Below are 14,399 nucleotides of genomic sequence, written 5' to 3' on the forward strand. Positions count from 1 at the left end.
GTCAGTCGAATTGACGGATCGTCAGGCCGAATTCTCGATCGTGATCCACGCCACAGCGAATGCTGCTCCTTTCGGGTGGCGGGCCCGGCTTCCCGGCCTGTTTCCGGCCCGGCCGCCGGGCCCGCCATGGTGTCCGCGTGGTGTCCGCGCGGTCTCCGCGTCGCGCCCGAAGGGTGTCGGAGCGGTCAGCGGAAGCGGTGCAGGGACTCCTGGAGGAACGCCTCCAGGGTGCGCGGGGCGCGCCCGGTGAGGTGGGCGAGGGTGTCGTCGGGCGCCTCCCGGCGGACCACCGCGAGCTGCTGGATCTCCACCACGTGGGAGGCCAGCCAGGGCGGCATCCCGGCCCGCTCGACCAGGTGGGCGTGCAGCCCGGCCGGGGGCAGGTCGAGGTAGCGGACCGGGCGGCCGAGCAGCTCGCCGAGCAGCCCGGTGAGCTCCGGGTAGCTGTACGCCCGGCCGCCGGTGAGCGGATACGTTCCGCCGGCGAGCTCCGGGCGGGTGAGCACCTCGGCCGCGGCGTCGCCGATGTCCCGGGCGTCGACGTAGTTGCAGCGGGCCTGGCCCATGGCGCCGTGCACCACCCCGGCGGCGGCGATGCCGGGGGCCAGCAGCAGCAGCTTCTGCATGAACGCGTACGGCCGCAGCACCGTCGCGGTGACGCCGGACGCGCGCAGGCGCTCCTCGACCAGGTGGTGTCCGCGCGAGACGGCCACGGGGGAGTCCGGTTCGGCTGCGGGTGCGGAGATCTTGACGATGTGCTCCACGCCGCTCTCGACCGCCGCGTCGATCGCGGCCAGCTCGTGCTGGACCTGGTGCGGGCCGTTGGCCATGGTGAGGAAGAGCTGGTGCGCGCCGCGGAAGGCCGCGCGCAGGGAGTCCGGGTCGGCGGCGTCGGCCGGGAGCGTCTCGGTCAGGGCGAGGGTCCGGTCGTCGAGGCCGGCCGCGAGGCGGGCGGGGTCGCGGCTGAGTGCACGGCTCGGTGCACCGAGGGCGGCGAGGCTGCGCAGGGTGGCACCGCCGGTGGCGCCTCCGGCGCCCATGACGACGATCATGAGGTCTGTCCTTCCGGTCGGGTGGAGAGTCGGTGCTGCGGGGATCGGGTCCGGCGGCTGCCGCGCCAGCGCCAGGTGATCACGGTGGCCGCGATCGCCGACGAGACCGGCAGGTCGATCGGAAGGCGGCCGGGCCAGGGGCTGGTGGCGAGCCCGTGGATCTGCGGCAGCCAGTGCGCGGCCGCGAGGCCGACGGCGAGCGCGACGGCCGCGGCGGCCAGGCCGAGCGCGGGGGCCAGCAGGGCACGCGGTGCCCGGCCGCCCGGGGAGCGGTCGGGCCGGCGTCGCAGGACGGAGCCGACCAGGGTGGCGACGACGGCCGAGGTGCCGCCGATCGTGGTGGCCGCGGCGATCATCAGCTGTGGCTGGTGCGTGACGGCCCCGCCGATGCCCGCCATCACGGCGGGCATCGCGTAGGCGACGAGGACCTCCCGCCACAGGGTGAAGGGGGGCGGTGCGCCGGATGCTTTCTTGCTCATGGGCTTCTCCTGCGGAGGTGCTGGGGTGAGGTGATTAGGTGGCTAACTATTGGTGCTTAGGTGCCTAACTATTGGGTCGTGAAGTCGGCGGGCCGCCTTGTGCGGCCCGCCGTTCCCGCTCGGGTCAGTCCGCGGTCAGCGCGTCGGCGCCCTCGACCACCCTGGCCAGGAGGTCGAGGAAGGTGGCGCGCTCCTCGACCGAGAGCCCGCCGACCAGCGCCTGCATCCGGGCGAAGTGCTCGGGCGCCAGATCGCGCAGCCGCTGCGCGCCGCGTGCGGTGAGGACCACCACGTTGGCGCGGCCGTCCTCGACGGACGGGCGGCGGACCACCAGGCCCTCCCGCTCCAGGCCGTCGACCAGGCCGGTCACGGTCGCCCGCGAGACGCCGAGGCCGGCCGCGAGCTGGGAGGGCGACTTCTCGCCGCCGTGGTCCTCCAGGTCGGCCAGCAGTCGGTAGCGGCCGGTGGAGAGCCCGAACCGGGCGAAGTGCACCTCCCCGGCCTGGCCGATCCGGGCGCCCGCCGCCATCAGCCGGGCCGCGACCAGGATCGCCTGCGGGTCGGCCGTGAGGCCGTAGCGGGCGATCTGGCGGCGGGCCTGATCGAGGGTGGGAGCGCCGCTGCCGGCGTCGGGGCGTTGCGTCATGAAAGTAATATGGCGCCTCATCAGTTTCCCGGTCAAGTCGACGGCCCCTCCGGGGTGCGGGTGCCGCCGGTGTACTGGTGCCGCGCCGCCGCTTCGACCGCCTCGCCGACTCCGAGGGCGGCGAGCGCGCGCATCCCGTTGGCGGCCAGTGAGATGCCGGCGGCGCTCGCTTGCGCGGTACGCCTGCGCGGTGGAGAGCGTGCGCGACCCCGAACTTCGGGAGATCCTCGTCACCCGCGAGAACGCGGCGCGCGCCGCCGTCCGCACGTTCCTGGCCGACCAGGGCGTGCCCGACCCCGACGGGCGGACCACCACCCTGCTGGCCTGCGTCGACGGACTGGTCTTCGACCGGCTGGCAGGAGGCGGGGAAGTCCGCGTGGACGAGATCCAGGGGCTGGTGGCGGCTGCGCTGCGCGGGGTGGCCGGACGGTAGGGCGTTTCTTCGAACTCCCTCCACTCGGAAGGCAGTTTGAAAAGTCGCTCTCGGCGGGGTGTGGCGGCCTCGCCGCGCGACGTGCCGTAGGGCTGTGCTGCGGCGGCCCGGATGCGGCGGTGACCGTGATGGTGGCTCAGTGGTGACGGGCGATCAGGTCAATCAACCGTCAAGTTGGTTCATTCACAGAATAATCCGGTCGCAAAGTGGACGGCATCGAAACATTTACGCTGCTTCCAGGTCTTCACATGGAGATCTCAGGCTGACAGGCTGGGGCCGCCCTTTCAGTACTGAGGAGGTTCCTTGTCCCGTATATCCACGCTGGCCGGAGCGGTCACCTGCGCCCTCGCCCTCGTCACCGGTAGTGCTGTCGCGGCATCGGCAGCGCCGATAGACCTGGCGCCGGGTGCGGCGGCCGAGGCGAAGGTCGCCGCTGTCAACTGGACCCCGTGTAACCCCGACCCGAGCAAGCCGGACCCAGGCATCTACGACTGTGCCGTGTACCCGGTGCCGCTGGACTATGACAACCCGTCGGGTGAGAAGATCGGCATCGCCATGATGCGCCGGCGGGCGAGCGACCCGTCCAAGCGGATCGGCTCGCTGTTCCTCAACCCGGGCGGCCCGGGTGGTAGCGGCTACCTGTGGGCGACCACCACCCGCTTCGGTACCGAGGTGCAGTCGCGCTTCGACCTGGTCGGCTTCGACCCCCGTGGCGTGGCCCGGAGCAACCCGCTCAAGTGCTTCAAGACCCAGGAGGACGCCGACGCGGTCAACGGCCGCATGGTCGGCGTGCCGGTCACCAAGGCCGAGATCAACGAGACGCTGGACGCGGACCAGGACTACACCGACGCGTGCAGCAAGAACGCCGGCCCGCTGATCGAGCACATGTCGACCATCAACGTGGTCCGCGACCTCGACCGGATGCGCCGCGCCGTCGGCGACTCCCAGCTCAACTTCGCCGGGTTCTCCTACGGCACCCTGATCGGCGCGACCTACGCCGGGATGTACCCGAACAAGGTGCGCACGATCATCGTCGACGGCAACGTCGACCCGAACCTGCGCCTGCACGACGGCCTGGAGTACGACCGTCAGCGGGCGGGCGGCTTCGAGCTGGCCCTGGACGAGTTCCTGAAGCGCTGCCAGGCCGCCGGCGCCCCGCGCTGCGCCTTCGGCGAGGGCGACACCCGGGCCAAGTTCGACCAGCTCCGCGACCACCTGCGGACCAGCCCGGTCACCCTGCCGAACGGCTCCCAGGTGACGCTGAGCACCTTCACCAGCGAGGTGGCCAGCGCGCTGTACTCGCAGGCCAAGCTGGCGCCGCTGGCCAAGTCGCTGCAGGCGACGTACCAGCTGGTCCAGAAGCCGGCCGCGAACACCCTGATGGCGCCGAAGGCGACCGTCTCGGACGACGACGCCAACATCCTCGCGGTGAACGCCCCGCGGGCGCTGCGCGAGGCCCCGGCCGACTCCGAGTACACCGCCGACGACTCCTACATGGGCGTCAACTGCCAGGACAAGCCGTACCCGTCGAACGACCGGGTCTTCCCGAACGTCGCCAAGGCCTGGGAGAAGGAGTCGCCGACCTTCGGCCGCTACCAGGCCTTCGACGCGCCCGCCTGCGCGAGCTGGCCGGCCCCGGCCCGGGACGCCGAGCGCTTCAGCGGCCCGTGGAACAAGAAGACCTCGAACACCGTCATGGTGATCGGCAACCTCTACGACCCGGCCACCCAGTACAAGTTCGCCCAGCGGATGCAGCAGCAGCTGGGCAACGCCGTGCTGGTCAGCGTGGACTCGATCGAGCACTGCGCCGTCGGCCGCAGCCAGGCGCTGAACGCGCTGGTCACCCGCTACCTGGTGGACGGCACCGCGCCGAAGCCGGGCCAGCTGCTGAAGCCGGACGCGGCGATTTTCCCGGCGGCCTGACGGGGCTGAGCGGCCTGACGGGGCCGAGCGGTCGGCCGGTGCCGGCCCGCGCGGCCCGCAAGGCCCGCCCGGCAGGACTGGCCGGGCGGCCCCCGGAGGCCTGAGGTACGTGTGAACGGATGTGGTGGTCGGCGGCGCCGGCCACCACATCCGCGTTTTCCGGCCGAACCCCCGGAGGACGGCGCGAACGCGGACGGCCGTGCGAACGCGGCTGACGGCGCGAACCGGAAACGCGGCGTGAATACGGCGGTGGATCGCCATCCGACCCTCCTCGGGAACGAGTTTTTCTCGGATTCTTCTCGGATGTCGGGGACCGTAGCCGATACCACTGACAATCGGCCGCCGGGTCCGCAGCGGCCTGGGACCTGCGCTGATTCAACGAAAATGACGTACTGTCACACTAGTTCGTTAAAGGATTCCCTCCTTCGAATACCTGTGTTAGCGTGCCGCCGCCAGCTTCTCTCATCGCCGAGAAAGTGAGGTCGGGTCATGGAGGGCGCATTCTCCCGACGGGGATTCCTGGGCACCGCAGGTGCGGCGGCGGCCGGGCTCTCCGCCGCCTCGACGGGCACGGCGGCCGCGGCCGGGGCGCGCCGGGAGCTGCCGGAGGGACGGTCGGTCCGGCCGGGCGATCCCCGCTACCGGACGCTCGGCCAGGGCTTCAACCAGCGCTGGCACAGCAGCCCCGCCTACATCCGCCTGGTGGCCGACGAGGCCGACGCCGTGTGCGAGTTGAACCGGGCGCTGGACCACGGGCTGCGGCCGACCGTCCGCGGCGGCGGGCACTGCTACGAGGGCTTCGTCGACAACGACGGGGGAGTCATCCTCGACCTCGGCATGATGCGGGGCGTCGCCGCCGCCACGGACAAGTTCGGCCGCCCGACGTACTGCGTGGAGGGCGGGGCCACCAACTGGGACGTCTACACCACGCTCTTCCGCGCGTACGCGGTGACGCTGCCGGCCGGGTCCTGCTACTCGGTCGGCGCGGGCGGGCACATCTGCGGCGGCGGTTTCGGCCTGCTCTCGCGGCGGCACGGGCTCACGGTGGACCACCTGGTCCAGGTCGACGTGGTCACCGTGCGGGGCGGCACCGCCGTGGTGACCAGGGCCCACCGCGACGACGGCGAGGGCTCCCCGGAGGCGGACCTCTTCTGGGCCCACACCGGGGGTGGCGGCGGGAACTTCGGGGTGGTGTTGCGCTACCACTTCGCGGCCGGCGTGCCGGAGCCGCCGCCCCGGGTCTGGCTCAGCAGCGTCGCCTGGCCCTGGGGAGAACTGGTCGAGCGGCCCGGCGACTTCGAGACCCTGGTGCGCAACTTCGGCGCCTTCATGGCCGAGCACAGCGGCCCGCAGGAGCCGACCTACCAGGGCCTGTTCGCGATCCTCAAGCTCACCCACCGCTCCAACGGGAACGTCGTCCTGGTGAGCCAGTGGGACGGTGACGACCCGGCGCCGCTCGACGCGTTCCTGGCGGCCGTCGAGCACGGGATGGTGACGCGTTCGGTGGTCCAGACCCACAGCGCCGGCGGGCTGTTCCTGCCCTACCCGGAGAAGCGCCGCCAACTGCCCTGGTTCCAGGCCACCATGACGCTCAACCCCTCGGGCGACAACCAGCGCGGCAAGTACAAGTCGGCCTACCACCGCGAGCCGTTCAGCCGGGCCCAGATCGCCACCTTCTGGGACTGGCTGGTGCGGGACGTCGAGGGCGTGGACCTCACGAAGACGCTGGTGCAGATCGACTCCTACGGCTGCCGGATCAACACCCGCGGGCCCGCGGAGACGGCCGTCCCCCAGCGCGACTCGATCATGAAGCTCCAGTACCAGACGTACTGGACCGACGAGGCCCAGGACGCCGACCACCTGGCCTACCTCGGCGGGCTCTACCGGGACGTCTACCGGGAGACCGGTGGCGTCCCGGAGGTCGACACCGCGACGGACGGCGCCTACGTCAACTACCCGGACGTCGACCTGGGCACGGCCGGCCAGCCGGACCCGGCCTACCAGCGGCTCTACTACAAGGGGAACTACCCGCGGTTGCAGCGCACCAAGGCGTACTGGGACGGCGCGGAGGTGTTCCACCACGCTCAGTCGATCACCCTCCCCGGGGCCTGACCGCGGCCTGACCGCGGCCTGACCGGGAGGGGCCCGCCACCGGATGCGCGAGCCGCCGCGGGGGCGCAGGGTCGAGGTATGAGCGGAGTGGTCGTGCTGGTCGAGCTGGAACCGTCCACGGAGGTGCTGGACGCGGGCGAGGTCGACGTGGGCGCGCGGATCCGCTGGGTGCACGCGGCGCCGCCGGATCCGGACGCGCCGGAGGATCCGGGGCCGGTGACGTTCTGCGGACACGACACGGCGGACCTCGAACGGGAGCCCTACCGCCCGGCCGGGCCCGGCGAGCCGTGGTACCCGCCGTCCCAGCGCACCCGGCGGTGCCGAGCCTGCGAGGCGGTGCTCAAGGCGCCCTGAACGGGGGCTCGCGGAGCGCGTCCGGTCCCACCGGCCGCGCCGGGGGCGCGCCGGCCCGCCCGCTCGGACCGGATCGGACAGGCCGGTGCACCCAGGTCCACCCCTCTACGCGGCCGGCGTCGCCGCCTCCTCGAGGATCCGCCCGTCACGCAGCTCGATCACCCGGTCGGCGAGCTCCATCAGCGTCGGGTCGTGGGTGGCGACCACCACGGTGACGCCCTCGCTGCGGACGACGGCACGCAGCAGCTGCATGATCGAGCGGCCGGTCTCCGAGTCCAGCTGGCCGGTCGGCTCGTCGGCGATGATCAGGCCGGGCTCGTTGGCCAGCGCGCGGGCGATCGCGACGCGCTGCTGCTGGCCGCCGGAGAGCTCGCCGGGCCGCTGGTTGGCCTGGTCGGCGAGGCCGACCAGGGCCAGCAGGGTGTGTGCGCGCTCCTCGCGTTCGGCGGCCGAGACCTTGCGCAGCCGCATCGGCACGCCGACGTTCTCGGCGGCGGTGAGCATCGGGATCAGCCCGAAGGACTGGAAGACGAAGCCGATCCGCTCCCGCCGCAGGGCGAGTCGGCCGTCCTCGTCCAGTTCGGCGAGGTCGGTGCCGTCCAGGGCGATGCTGCCGGCGGTCGGGGCGTCCAGGCCGCCGACGAGGTTGAGCAGGGTGGTCTTGCCGGACCCGGACCGGCCCTTGAGCGCGGCGAGTTCACCGCGGCCGACGGTGAAGGAGACGCCGCGCAGCGCGTGCACGGTCCGCTCGCCGGTGCCGAAGCTGCGCCGGAGGTCGGTCACGGCCACCATCGGGGCGTCGGTGGTGGCGGTGGCCTGAGGCTGCGTCATTGAGGCTTCCCCCTGTGTGTGTCTACCCAGTGTCTACGGACGGGCGGCGCCACGGGTTCACGGTTTCGGGCGGCGATTTCCGGGGTGCGGGTCGGCGTTCCCAAAGGCGTGCTGTGGAGCCTGAGTTATGAAATGTTCATGGCGTTCTGGCGGACGCCCGGAGTGCGGGAGGCTGCCAATGCAAGGAATTTGCTCATTACTTACTTGTTAGCGCAAGTCCCTTCCGTTCCTGGATCGAATCTGACAGAGTCGTCCGCTATCCGGTGATCAAATGCCGGTGATCATTGCGTCGATGTGCCCTAAGTGTGTCTATTCGTAACCGAGTTGTGACCAAATCGGATCGATGGATCAGGCTGGGACGCAACCTGGGGACGTAAAGACCGGGGAGGAACTTGATGCTCGGCTTCGTCGTGCGCCGACTGCGCGGGCGACTGCCGCTGGCTGCCGCCGTGCTGCTCGCAGTGCTGATCACCACGGCCGTGCTGACCGCGCTGGTGGCATTCAACCGCAGTGTGGGCGAGGCCGGCTTGCGGCAGGCGCTCCAGGGGGCAGGCCACGCCCGGACCACGGTCGTGGTGACCGCCGAACACGGGCTCGACCAGCGCGCGAAGGACGAGGCGGAGCTCGCCGCCTACCGCGGCAGGCTCTTCGGAGACCTGCCCGTGCACACCGACAGCCTGATGCGCAGCCGCTCCTTCGGCCTGCCGGGCGGCGGCGCCCCCACGACCGCGGGCGGCCCCGGCGCCCAGCCCGACCTGACGGTCCTCGCCGACCTCGACCGCGACCGGACCCGCCTGCTCGCCGGCGCGTGGCCCGCCGCGGCCACCGGCCCGGTCCAGTCCGCCGCCCCGCAGGTCGCCGTCCCGCAGACCATGCTGGCCCGGCTCGGCCTCGCCGACCAGGCCCTGCCCGCCGACGTGCAGGTGGCGGACCGCCTCGACGGCAAGCCGCTGACCGTCCGCGTCACCGGCGTCTACCGGGCCGTCGACCCGACCGCCGCGTACTGGCGCGTCGACCCGGTCGGCGGCCACGAGGTCGAGGTCGGCGGCTTCACCACCTACGGCCCGATGCTGGTCGACCAGAGCGCCTTCACCACCGGCGGGCTGGTGCAGAGCAGCCGCAGCTGGCTGCTCGACGCCGACTTCGCGGGCATCGGCCGCTCCGCGGCGGAGGCCATGGGCAACCGCTCCCAGGGCCTCGCCGACGACCTGCAGACCCGCGCCAGCATCAGCTCGCGGACCGAACTTCCCGACCTCATGCGCGAGTTGTCCTCCAGCATGATGGTCGCCCGGACCACCCTGCTGATCGGCGCCCTCCAGCTGACCGTGCTCGCCGTCGCGGCGCTGCTGCTGGTGGTCAACCTGATCGCGACCCGGCAGACGGCCGAGAACGAGCTGCTCGCCGCCCGCGGCGCCTCCGGCGCCCGGCTCGGCACCTTCACCGCGACGGAGTCGCTGCTGCTCGCCCTGCCCGCCGCGCTGCTGGCGCCCCTGCTGACCCCGTTCCTGGTCCGCGCCCTGGCGGGCTTCGGCAGCGACCACCAGGTGCCCCTGGACACCGGCGTCAGCTGGTCGCTCTGGCCGATCGCCGTGCTCTGCGCCTTCGCCTGCGTCCTGCTGGCCAGCCTGCCGAGCCTGCTGCGCGGCGCCGGAGCCGCCCTGCGCAGCCGCTCCGGCCGCCGCCAGGCCCTGGTCTCCGGCATCGCGCGCAACGGTGGCGACCTCGCCGTGCTCGCCATGGCCGTGCTCGCCTACCAGCAGCTCAGCCAGTACGGCGGCGGGCTGTCCACCGACTCCTCCGGCCGGCTCGGCGTGGACCTGCTGCTGGTCGCCACCCCGACCCTGGCGCTCTGCGCCGGCACCCTGGTGGTGCTGCGCCTGCTGCCGCTCGCCGCCCGGCTCGGCGCCCACGTGGCCGCCCGCGGCCGCGGCCTCGGCCCGGCCCTGGTCGGCTGGCAGCTGGCCCGTCGGCCCGCCCGCGCCACCGGCCCCGTGCTGCTGCTCGTGATGGCCGTGGCCACCGGCGTGCTGGCGCTCGGCCAGCACGCCACCTGGACCGCCTCCCAGCGCGACCAGGCCGCCTTCAGCACGCTCGGCGGCCTGCGGATCTCCGCCTCCCACAACGCCCTGATGGGCCAGGGCGGCCGCTACGGCGCGCTGCCCGGCGGCGACCGGCTCGTCCCGGTGGTGCGCGAGGACCAGTCCCTGCCCAACGGCAAGGGCCAGCTGCTCGCCGTGGACACCGCCGCCCTCGCCGAGCGCGTCCCGGTCCGCCCCGACCTGCTCGGCGGGCGCACCCGTGAGGACGTGTTCGGGCCGCTCGCCCAGCTCGCCCCCACCGGGCCGCAGGCCGGCCTCGAACTGCCCGGCCACCCGCTGCGGATCGACGCCGAGGTGACCGTCCAGCAGCCGGAGCAGGAGATGAAGCTGCCCAACGGCTCCAGCCGTCCGGCGGTCCACCCCGAGGCCAGGCTGCTGGTGCGCGACCGCTTCGGCGTGATCCACAAGGTCGCGTTCGGCCCGCTCCCGCTGAACGGCGACGCCAAGGTCTCGGCCTCGCTGACCACGATGGTCGACGCCCCGCTCGGCTCGGCCGCCGCGCCGCTGACCGTGGCCGGCGTGATCGTCTCCTTCGGCGACCGGTCCGACGGCGAGCTGACCGTCCGCCGGCTGTCCGCCTCCGACAGCGCCGACGGCCCCGCGACCGCCGTCCAGGTGCCGGCCGGCTTCGGCTGGACGGCGGAGGTGCCCGCCGTCCGGGCGACGAAGGACGTGGTGGCCGGGCCGGCCGCCAAGCTCGGATCCGAACCGGCCGGTGCCGACAGCCTGTTCAGCATCCGCTACCGCTTCGCCAACGGTCTGGGCAACGACCTGCTCCGCGCCGTCCTGCGGCCGGCCGGGACGAGCGTGCCGGAGACCCTGTCCGGCGTCGCCACCCGCGACTACCTGAAGCTCGTCGGTGCCTCCGTCGGCGACACCCTCAAGGTGCCGTTCAACGGGAGCGTCCTGCCGGTCAAGGTCGCCTCGACGGTCGACGCCCTGCCGACGGCCGGCCCCAACGCACTCATGGTCGACCTCGCCACCACGGCCCGGCTGATGGCAGCCCAGGGCAACGAACTGCCCAACCGCGCCGAGTGGTGGCTGCCCGCCACCGGCCCCGGCGACCGGACCCCCGCCGAGGCCGCCGCCGCCCTGCGCGCCGCCCCCGGCACCCAGGACGTCCAGCTCTACGAGGAGGCCTCCGAGGCCCTCCTCAGCGACCCGGTCGGCGCCGCCCCGCAGAGCGCGCTCATGGTCATCGCGGTCGTCACCGGAGTGCTCGCCGCGATCGGCTTCGGCGCCGCCGTGGCCGCCTCCGCCCGCGAACGCTCCCGGGACTCCGCCCTGCTGCTCGCCCTGGGCGCCCGCCGCAAGCAGGTGACCCGCACCATGGCCGCCGAGCAGGCGCTCCTGGTCGCCCTCGGCGGGGTCGTCGGGCTGGGCCTCGGCACGCTGCTCGTCCACCTGATCGTGCCGTTCGTCGTGCTGACGCCCGCCGCCACCCGCCCGACGCCCGAGGCGCTGATCGAGCTGCCGTTCGGCCAGGCCCTGCTGCTCACGGCCGCGATCGCCGTCGTCCCCCTGCTGTCGGCCTTCCTGATGGGACGCCGTCGTCGGGACGTGGCTGCCCGGCTGCGCCACGTGGAGGAGATGTGACCACCAAGGCCGGCCCCGCCGTGCCCGCCTCTTCGCCCGAGCCCGAGCCCGAGCCCGAGCCCGCGCCCGCGCCCGCCCAGGGCCCCGCGCCCTGGGTCCGCACCCGGCTGCGCGCGACGCCGATGGCCACCCTGCTCATGGCGGCGCTCGCCTTCGTCACCGTGTTCATGGCGGCGGCCTTCCCGCGCGTCGTCGACCGGGGTGCCGACAGCGCCCTGCGGGACTTCGTGCGCCAGACGGGCGTCAACGCGACCAGCCTTCAGGCCACCGCCGAGCCGACCCTGATCCAGTCGGCCGCCGACCTCGACGACGTGCACCGGAAGCTGACCGCGGAGATCGGCCGGAACCTGCCGCTCACCGAGACCAGCCAGCTCCACGGCAGCCGGGCCAAGTCCCCGCGCAAGATGTTCAACGAGGGCTACGCCCGGCTCTCCGACCATCAGCCGGAGCTCAGCCTGCTGTACGTGAGCGGTCTCAAGGACCTCGTGACCCTCACCGACGGCGTGTGGCCGGGCCCCGCGCCGGAGGGCGCGCCGCTGCCGATGGTGATCAGCCAGAAGGCCGCCGAGACCATCGGCGTCAAGCTCGGTGACGTGATCGACAACGGCAGCGACCTGACCGGCGGCAACCGGTCCACCGTGGTCGGCTTCTACCGCGTCAACAACCCCACGGACCCGGTCTGGGACGACGTCGGCTGTCCCGCCCGCGCCTGCCTGGAGGGCCAGGGCCAGGCGCTCTTCTGGGGCACCACCGGCTTCGTCGGCGACAGCGGCCTGCACCAGCTGGTCCTCTGGGGCAACGGCGGCGTGGACTTCTGGCGGCTGCCCGTCGACTCCGCCGCCCTGCGCGCCGACCGGCTGGCCGAGGCCCGCGCCACCGTCAGCTCCTACCTGGTCGGGCGCGGCGCCACCACGCTCGCCAACGCGGTCGGGCGCCCGGACCTGCACGTCACCTCGCTCCTGCCCGACGTCTTCACCCGGGCCACCGCCCGCTACGACGCCGCGGCCCCGCTGGCCGCGATCGGACCGGCCGGAGTGGCCGGGGTGGCCGTCGTGGTGCTGTGCCTCGCGGCGGCCCTCACCGCCGACCGGCGCACCGCCGAACTCCGGCTGCTCCAGGCCCGCGGCGGCTCGCGCGGCGGCATCCTGCTGCGCCTGCTCGGCGAGGGCGTGGCGACCGTGCTGCCCTCCGCCCTGCTCGGAACGGCCCTCGCCCTGGTGCTGTTGCCCACCCCTCGGTGGGACAACGCCCTGCTCACCGCCCTGGCCGTCACCCTGATCGCCGTGCTGGCCTTCCCGGCGCGCGCCGCCGTGCTGCTGTCCCCGCCGAAGGCCGTGGCCGGCTGGCGCCGACTCGTCGGCGAACTCGCCGTCCTGGGCGTCACCGCCGCGGCCGTGGCCGAGGTCCGCCGCCGCGGCGTCGCCCCCGGCAACGGCCTGGACCCGCTGCTGGTGGCCGCCCCGCTGATGCTCGCCCTCACCGGCGGCCTGCTGCTGGCCCGGATCCAGCCGCTGGTGGTCGGCTTGCTGGCCGCCCTCGCCGGGCGCGGCCGCGGCCTGATCGGCTTCCTCGGCCTGGCCCGCGCCGCCCGCGACAGCTCGGGCCGCCGGCGGCCCTCCGCCCTTCCGCTGCTCGCCCTGGTGATCGCCGTCACCACGACGGGCTTCGGCGCCACCGTCCTCGACACCGTGGACAGCGTCCGGCTGCGCGCCGCCCGGATCACCACCGGCGGCGACGCCTCCGTCTCCCTGCCGGTCTACGCGACCCTGCCGGAGGCGTTCACCGAGGCCGCCGCCGAACTGCCCGGCGTACGGGCCGGGACCGGGGTCTGGGTCGAGCCCGGGGCCTCCTTCATCGGCACCGGCGGTGCCCGCACCGCGGCCATCCTCGTGGTGGCCGAGCCGAAGGCCTACGCCGAGATCGCCCGGACCCTCAAGGTGGGCGAGTTCGACCCGGTGGCGCTCGCCGGGGCCCCGGGCGGCCCGGACAGCCCGGTGCCGGCACTGTTCAGCAGCGGCCTGTCCAAGCAACTGGCCGACGGCCCGGCCCGGCTGCGCACGCCCAACGGGGGCGAACTGCGCACCACCGTCGCCGGGATCGTCACCGGCACCCCCGCCCTGCCGGACCCGGGCAAGCCGTTCATGGTCGTGCCGGTCGGGCCCGCCTCCGAGCGTCTGCCGGAGCTCAAGCGGTCGAACAAGTGGCTCTCCGTCGGCGATGTCGACGCCGTCCAGGTCAGGAACCTGCTGCTGGACCGGGGCCTGACCACCGCCACGGGCCTCGCCAAACTGGTCCGGGACGAGGCCCTGGCCGCCGGCAAGGGCACCTACGGGCTGCCCCCCGGGTACACGGTCCGCAGCAGCCACGAGGTGGCCGCCGCGCTCGCCGCCGACCCGCTGCAGCGCTCCGCGGAACGCCTGTTCTGGTACTCGGGTGCCGCCGGCGCCGGGTTCGCCCTGCTGGCCGTCCTGCTGACCCTGGTCCGGGCCGCCCCCGAGCGCACGGCCCTGCTGGCCCGGCTGCGCACCATGGGCCTGCGGCCCCGGCAGGGGCTGGCGCTGATCATCACCGAGACGCTGCCGCAGGCCCTGGTGGCGGCCGTCGGCGGCGGACTGGTCGCGCTGGCGGCGGTCGCACTGCTCGGGCCGGCCTTCGACCTGTCGGCGCTGGTCGGCGCCGACGTCGGCGACGCGCTGACCCCCGCCCTGCTGCCGGTGCTGCTGCCCACGGCGGGCCTGGCGCTGGTGGTCTGCCTCGGGGTGGTCCTGGAGACGGCCGTCTCCGGTCGGCGCCAGATCGCCACCGAACTGCGGGCGGGGGACCAGCGGTGAGGGCGGGAGGAGCGGTACGGGCCGCGACACCGGCGCAGGCCGC

Annotated in this window: 9 protein-coding genes and 2 pseudogenes; 6 read left to right on the forward strand and 5 right to left on the reverse strand. The window is 73.7% G+C overall.

Annotated elements, in window-relative coordinates; genetic code table 11:
- Positions 1-185: 185 nt before the first annotated feature.
- The 4 genes and pseudogenes from ACFVTF_RS25700 to ACFVTF_RS25715 form a co-directional block, all read right to left on the reverse strand.
- Positions 186-1,052 (reverse strand): NmrA family NAD(P)-binding protein, encoded by an 867-nt coding sequence (locus ACFVTF_RS25700; RefSeq protein ID WP_387816831.1) that lies wholly within the window; start codon positions 1,050-1,052, stop codon positions 186-188.
- Positions 1,049-1,531 carry a hypothetical protein gene (locus ACFVTF_RS25705; RefSeq protein WP_387816832.1) on the reverse strand — a complete coding sequence of 161 codons (483 nt, stop codon included), beginning with the start codon at positions 1,529-1,531 and terminating at the stop codon, positions 1,049-1,051. The genes ACFVTF_RS25700 and ACFVTF_RS25705 overlap by 4 nt, the downstream gene beginning before the upstream one ends.
- Before the next feature lie 124 nt (positions 1,532-1,655).
- Positions 1,656-2,177, reverse strand: a complete 522-nt coding sequence (locus tag ACFVTF_RS25710; RefSeq protein WP_387816833.1) for a MarR family winged helix-turn-helix transcriptional regulator — start codon at positions 2,175-2,177, stop codon at positions 1,656-1,658.
- Between the two features lie 44 nt (positions 2,178-2,221).
- Positions 2,222-2,341 (reverse strand): annotated as a pseudogene (locus tag ACFVTF_RS25715) (FAD-dependent oxidoreductase); the annotation flags it as partial.
- On the opposite strand from ACFVTF_RS25715, the pseudogene ACFVTF_RS25720 reads away from it, so the two are divergent.
- The 4 genes and pseudogenes from ACFVTF_RS25720 to ACFVTF_RS25735 all read left to right on the forward strand — a co-directional run.
- Positions 2,335-2,610 (forward strand): annotated as a pseudogene (locus ACFVTF_RS25720) (TetR family transcriptional regulator C-terminal domain-containing protein); the annotation flags it as partial. The pseudogenes ACFVTF_RS25715 and ACFVTF_RS25720 overlap by 7 nt on opposite strands.
- 303 nt (positions 2,611-2,913) lie before the next feature.
- Positions 2,914-4,533 carry an alpha/beta hydrolase gene (locus tag ACFVTF_RS25725; RefSeq protein WP_363585578.1) on the forward strand — a complete coding sequence of 540 codons (1,620 nt, stop codon included), beginning with the start codon at positions 2,914-2,916 and terminating at the stop codon, positions 4,531-4,533.
- 489 nt (positions 4,534-5,022) lie between these two features.
- Positions 5,023-6,645: an FAD-dependent oxidoreductase gene (locus ACFVTF_RS25730; RefSeq protein ID WP_387816834.1), complete on the forward strand. Its 1,623-nt coding sequence runs from the start codon at positions 5,023-5,025 to the stop codon at positions 6,643-6,645.
- A 78-nt stretch (positions 6,646-6,723) separates the two neighbouring features.
- On the forward strand, positions 6,724-6,999 hold the full coding sequence (locus ACFVTF_RS25735; RefSeq protein ID WP_387816835.1) for a hypothetical protein: 276 nt from the start codon (positions 6,724-6,726) through the stop codon (positions 6,997-6,999).
- Positions 7,000-7,104: 105 nt separating this feature from the next.
- Here the strand turns inward: ACFVTF_RS25735 and ACFVTF_RS25740 are convergent, their stop codons facing one another.
- A complete protein-coding gene (locus tag ACFVTF_RS25740; RefSeq protein ID WP_387816836.1) occupies positions 7,105-7,830 on the reverse strand; it encodes an ABC transporter ATP-binding protein in 726 nt (241 codons plus the stop codon).
- 395 nt (positions 7,831-8,225) lie between these two features.
- Here ACFVTF_RS25740 and ACFVTF_RS25745 point away from each other — a divergent pair, with 395 nt between their 5' ends.
- Together ACFVTF_RS25745 and ACFVTF_RS25750 are read left to right on the forward strand one after the other, a co-directional pair.
- Entirely contained in the window at positions 8,226-11,525 is a 3,300-nt protein-coding gene (locus ACFVTF_RS25745) for an FtsX-like permease family protein (RefSeq protein WP_387816837.1), read from the forward strand.
- On the forward strand, positions 11,522-14,356 hold the full coding sequence (locus tag ACFVTF_RS25750; RefSeq protein WP_387816838.1) for a hypothetical protein: 2,835 nt from the start codon (positions 11,522-11,524) through the stop codon (positions 14,354-14,356). The genes ACFVTF_RS25745 and ACFVTF_RS25750 overlap by 4 nt, the downstream gene beginning before the upstream one ends.
- Positions 14,357-14,399 lie beyond the last annotated feature (43 nt).

This window comes from Kitasatospora sp. NPDC057940, from assembly GCF_042887425.1.
Taxonomy (GTDB): Bacteria; Actinomycetota; Actinomycetes; order Streptomycetales; family Streptomycetaceae; genus Kitasatospora.

Bases quoted from the DNA above. Each gene is read 5' to 3' on its own strand.
- ACFVTF_RS25700 (WP_387816831.1), bottom strand. From the start codon at position 1,052: ATGATCGTCGTCATGGGCGCCGGAGGCGCCACCGGCGGTGCCACCCTG.
- ACFVTF_RS25705 (WP_387816832.1), bottom strand. From the start codon at position 1,531: ATGAGCAAGAAAGCATCCGGCGCACCGCCCCCCTTCACCCTGTGGCGG.
- ACFVTF_RS25710 (WP_387816833.1), bottom strand. From the start codon at position 2,177: ATGACGCAACGCCCCGACGCCGGCAGCGGCGCTCCCACCCTCGATCAG.
- ACFVTF_RS25730 (WP_387816834.1), top strand. From the start codon at position 5,023: ATGGAGGGCGCATTCTCCCGACGGGGATTCCTGGGCACCGCAGGTGCG.
- ACFVTF_RS25735 (WP_387816835.1), top strand. From the start codon at position 6,724: ATGAGCGGAGTGGTCGTGCTGGTCGAGCTGGAACCGTCCACGGAGGTG.
- ACFVTF_RS25740 (WP_387816836.1), bottom strand. From the start codon at position 7,830: ATGACGCAGCCTCAGGCCACCGCCACCACCGACGCCCCGATGGTGGCC.
- ACFVTF_RS25745 (WP_387816837.1), top strand. From the start codon at position 8,226: ATGCTCGGCTTCGTCGTGCGCCGACTGCGCGGGCGACTGCCGCTGGCT.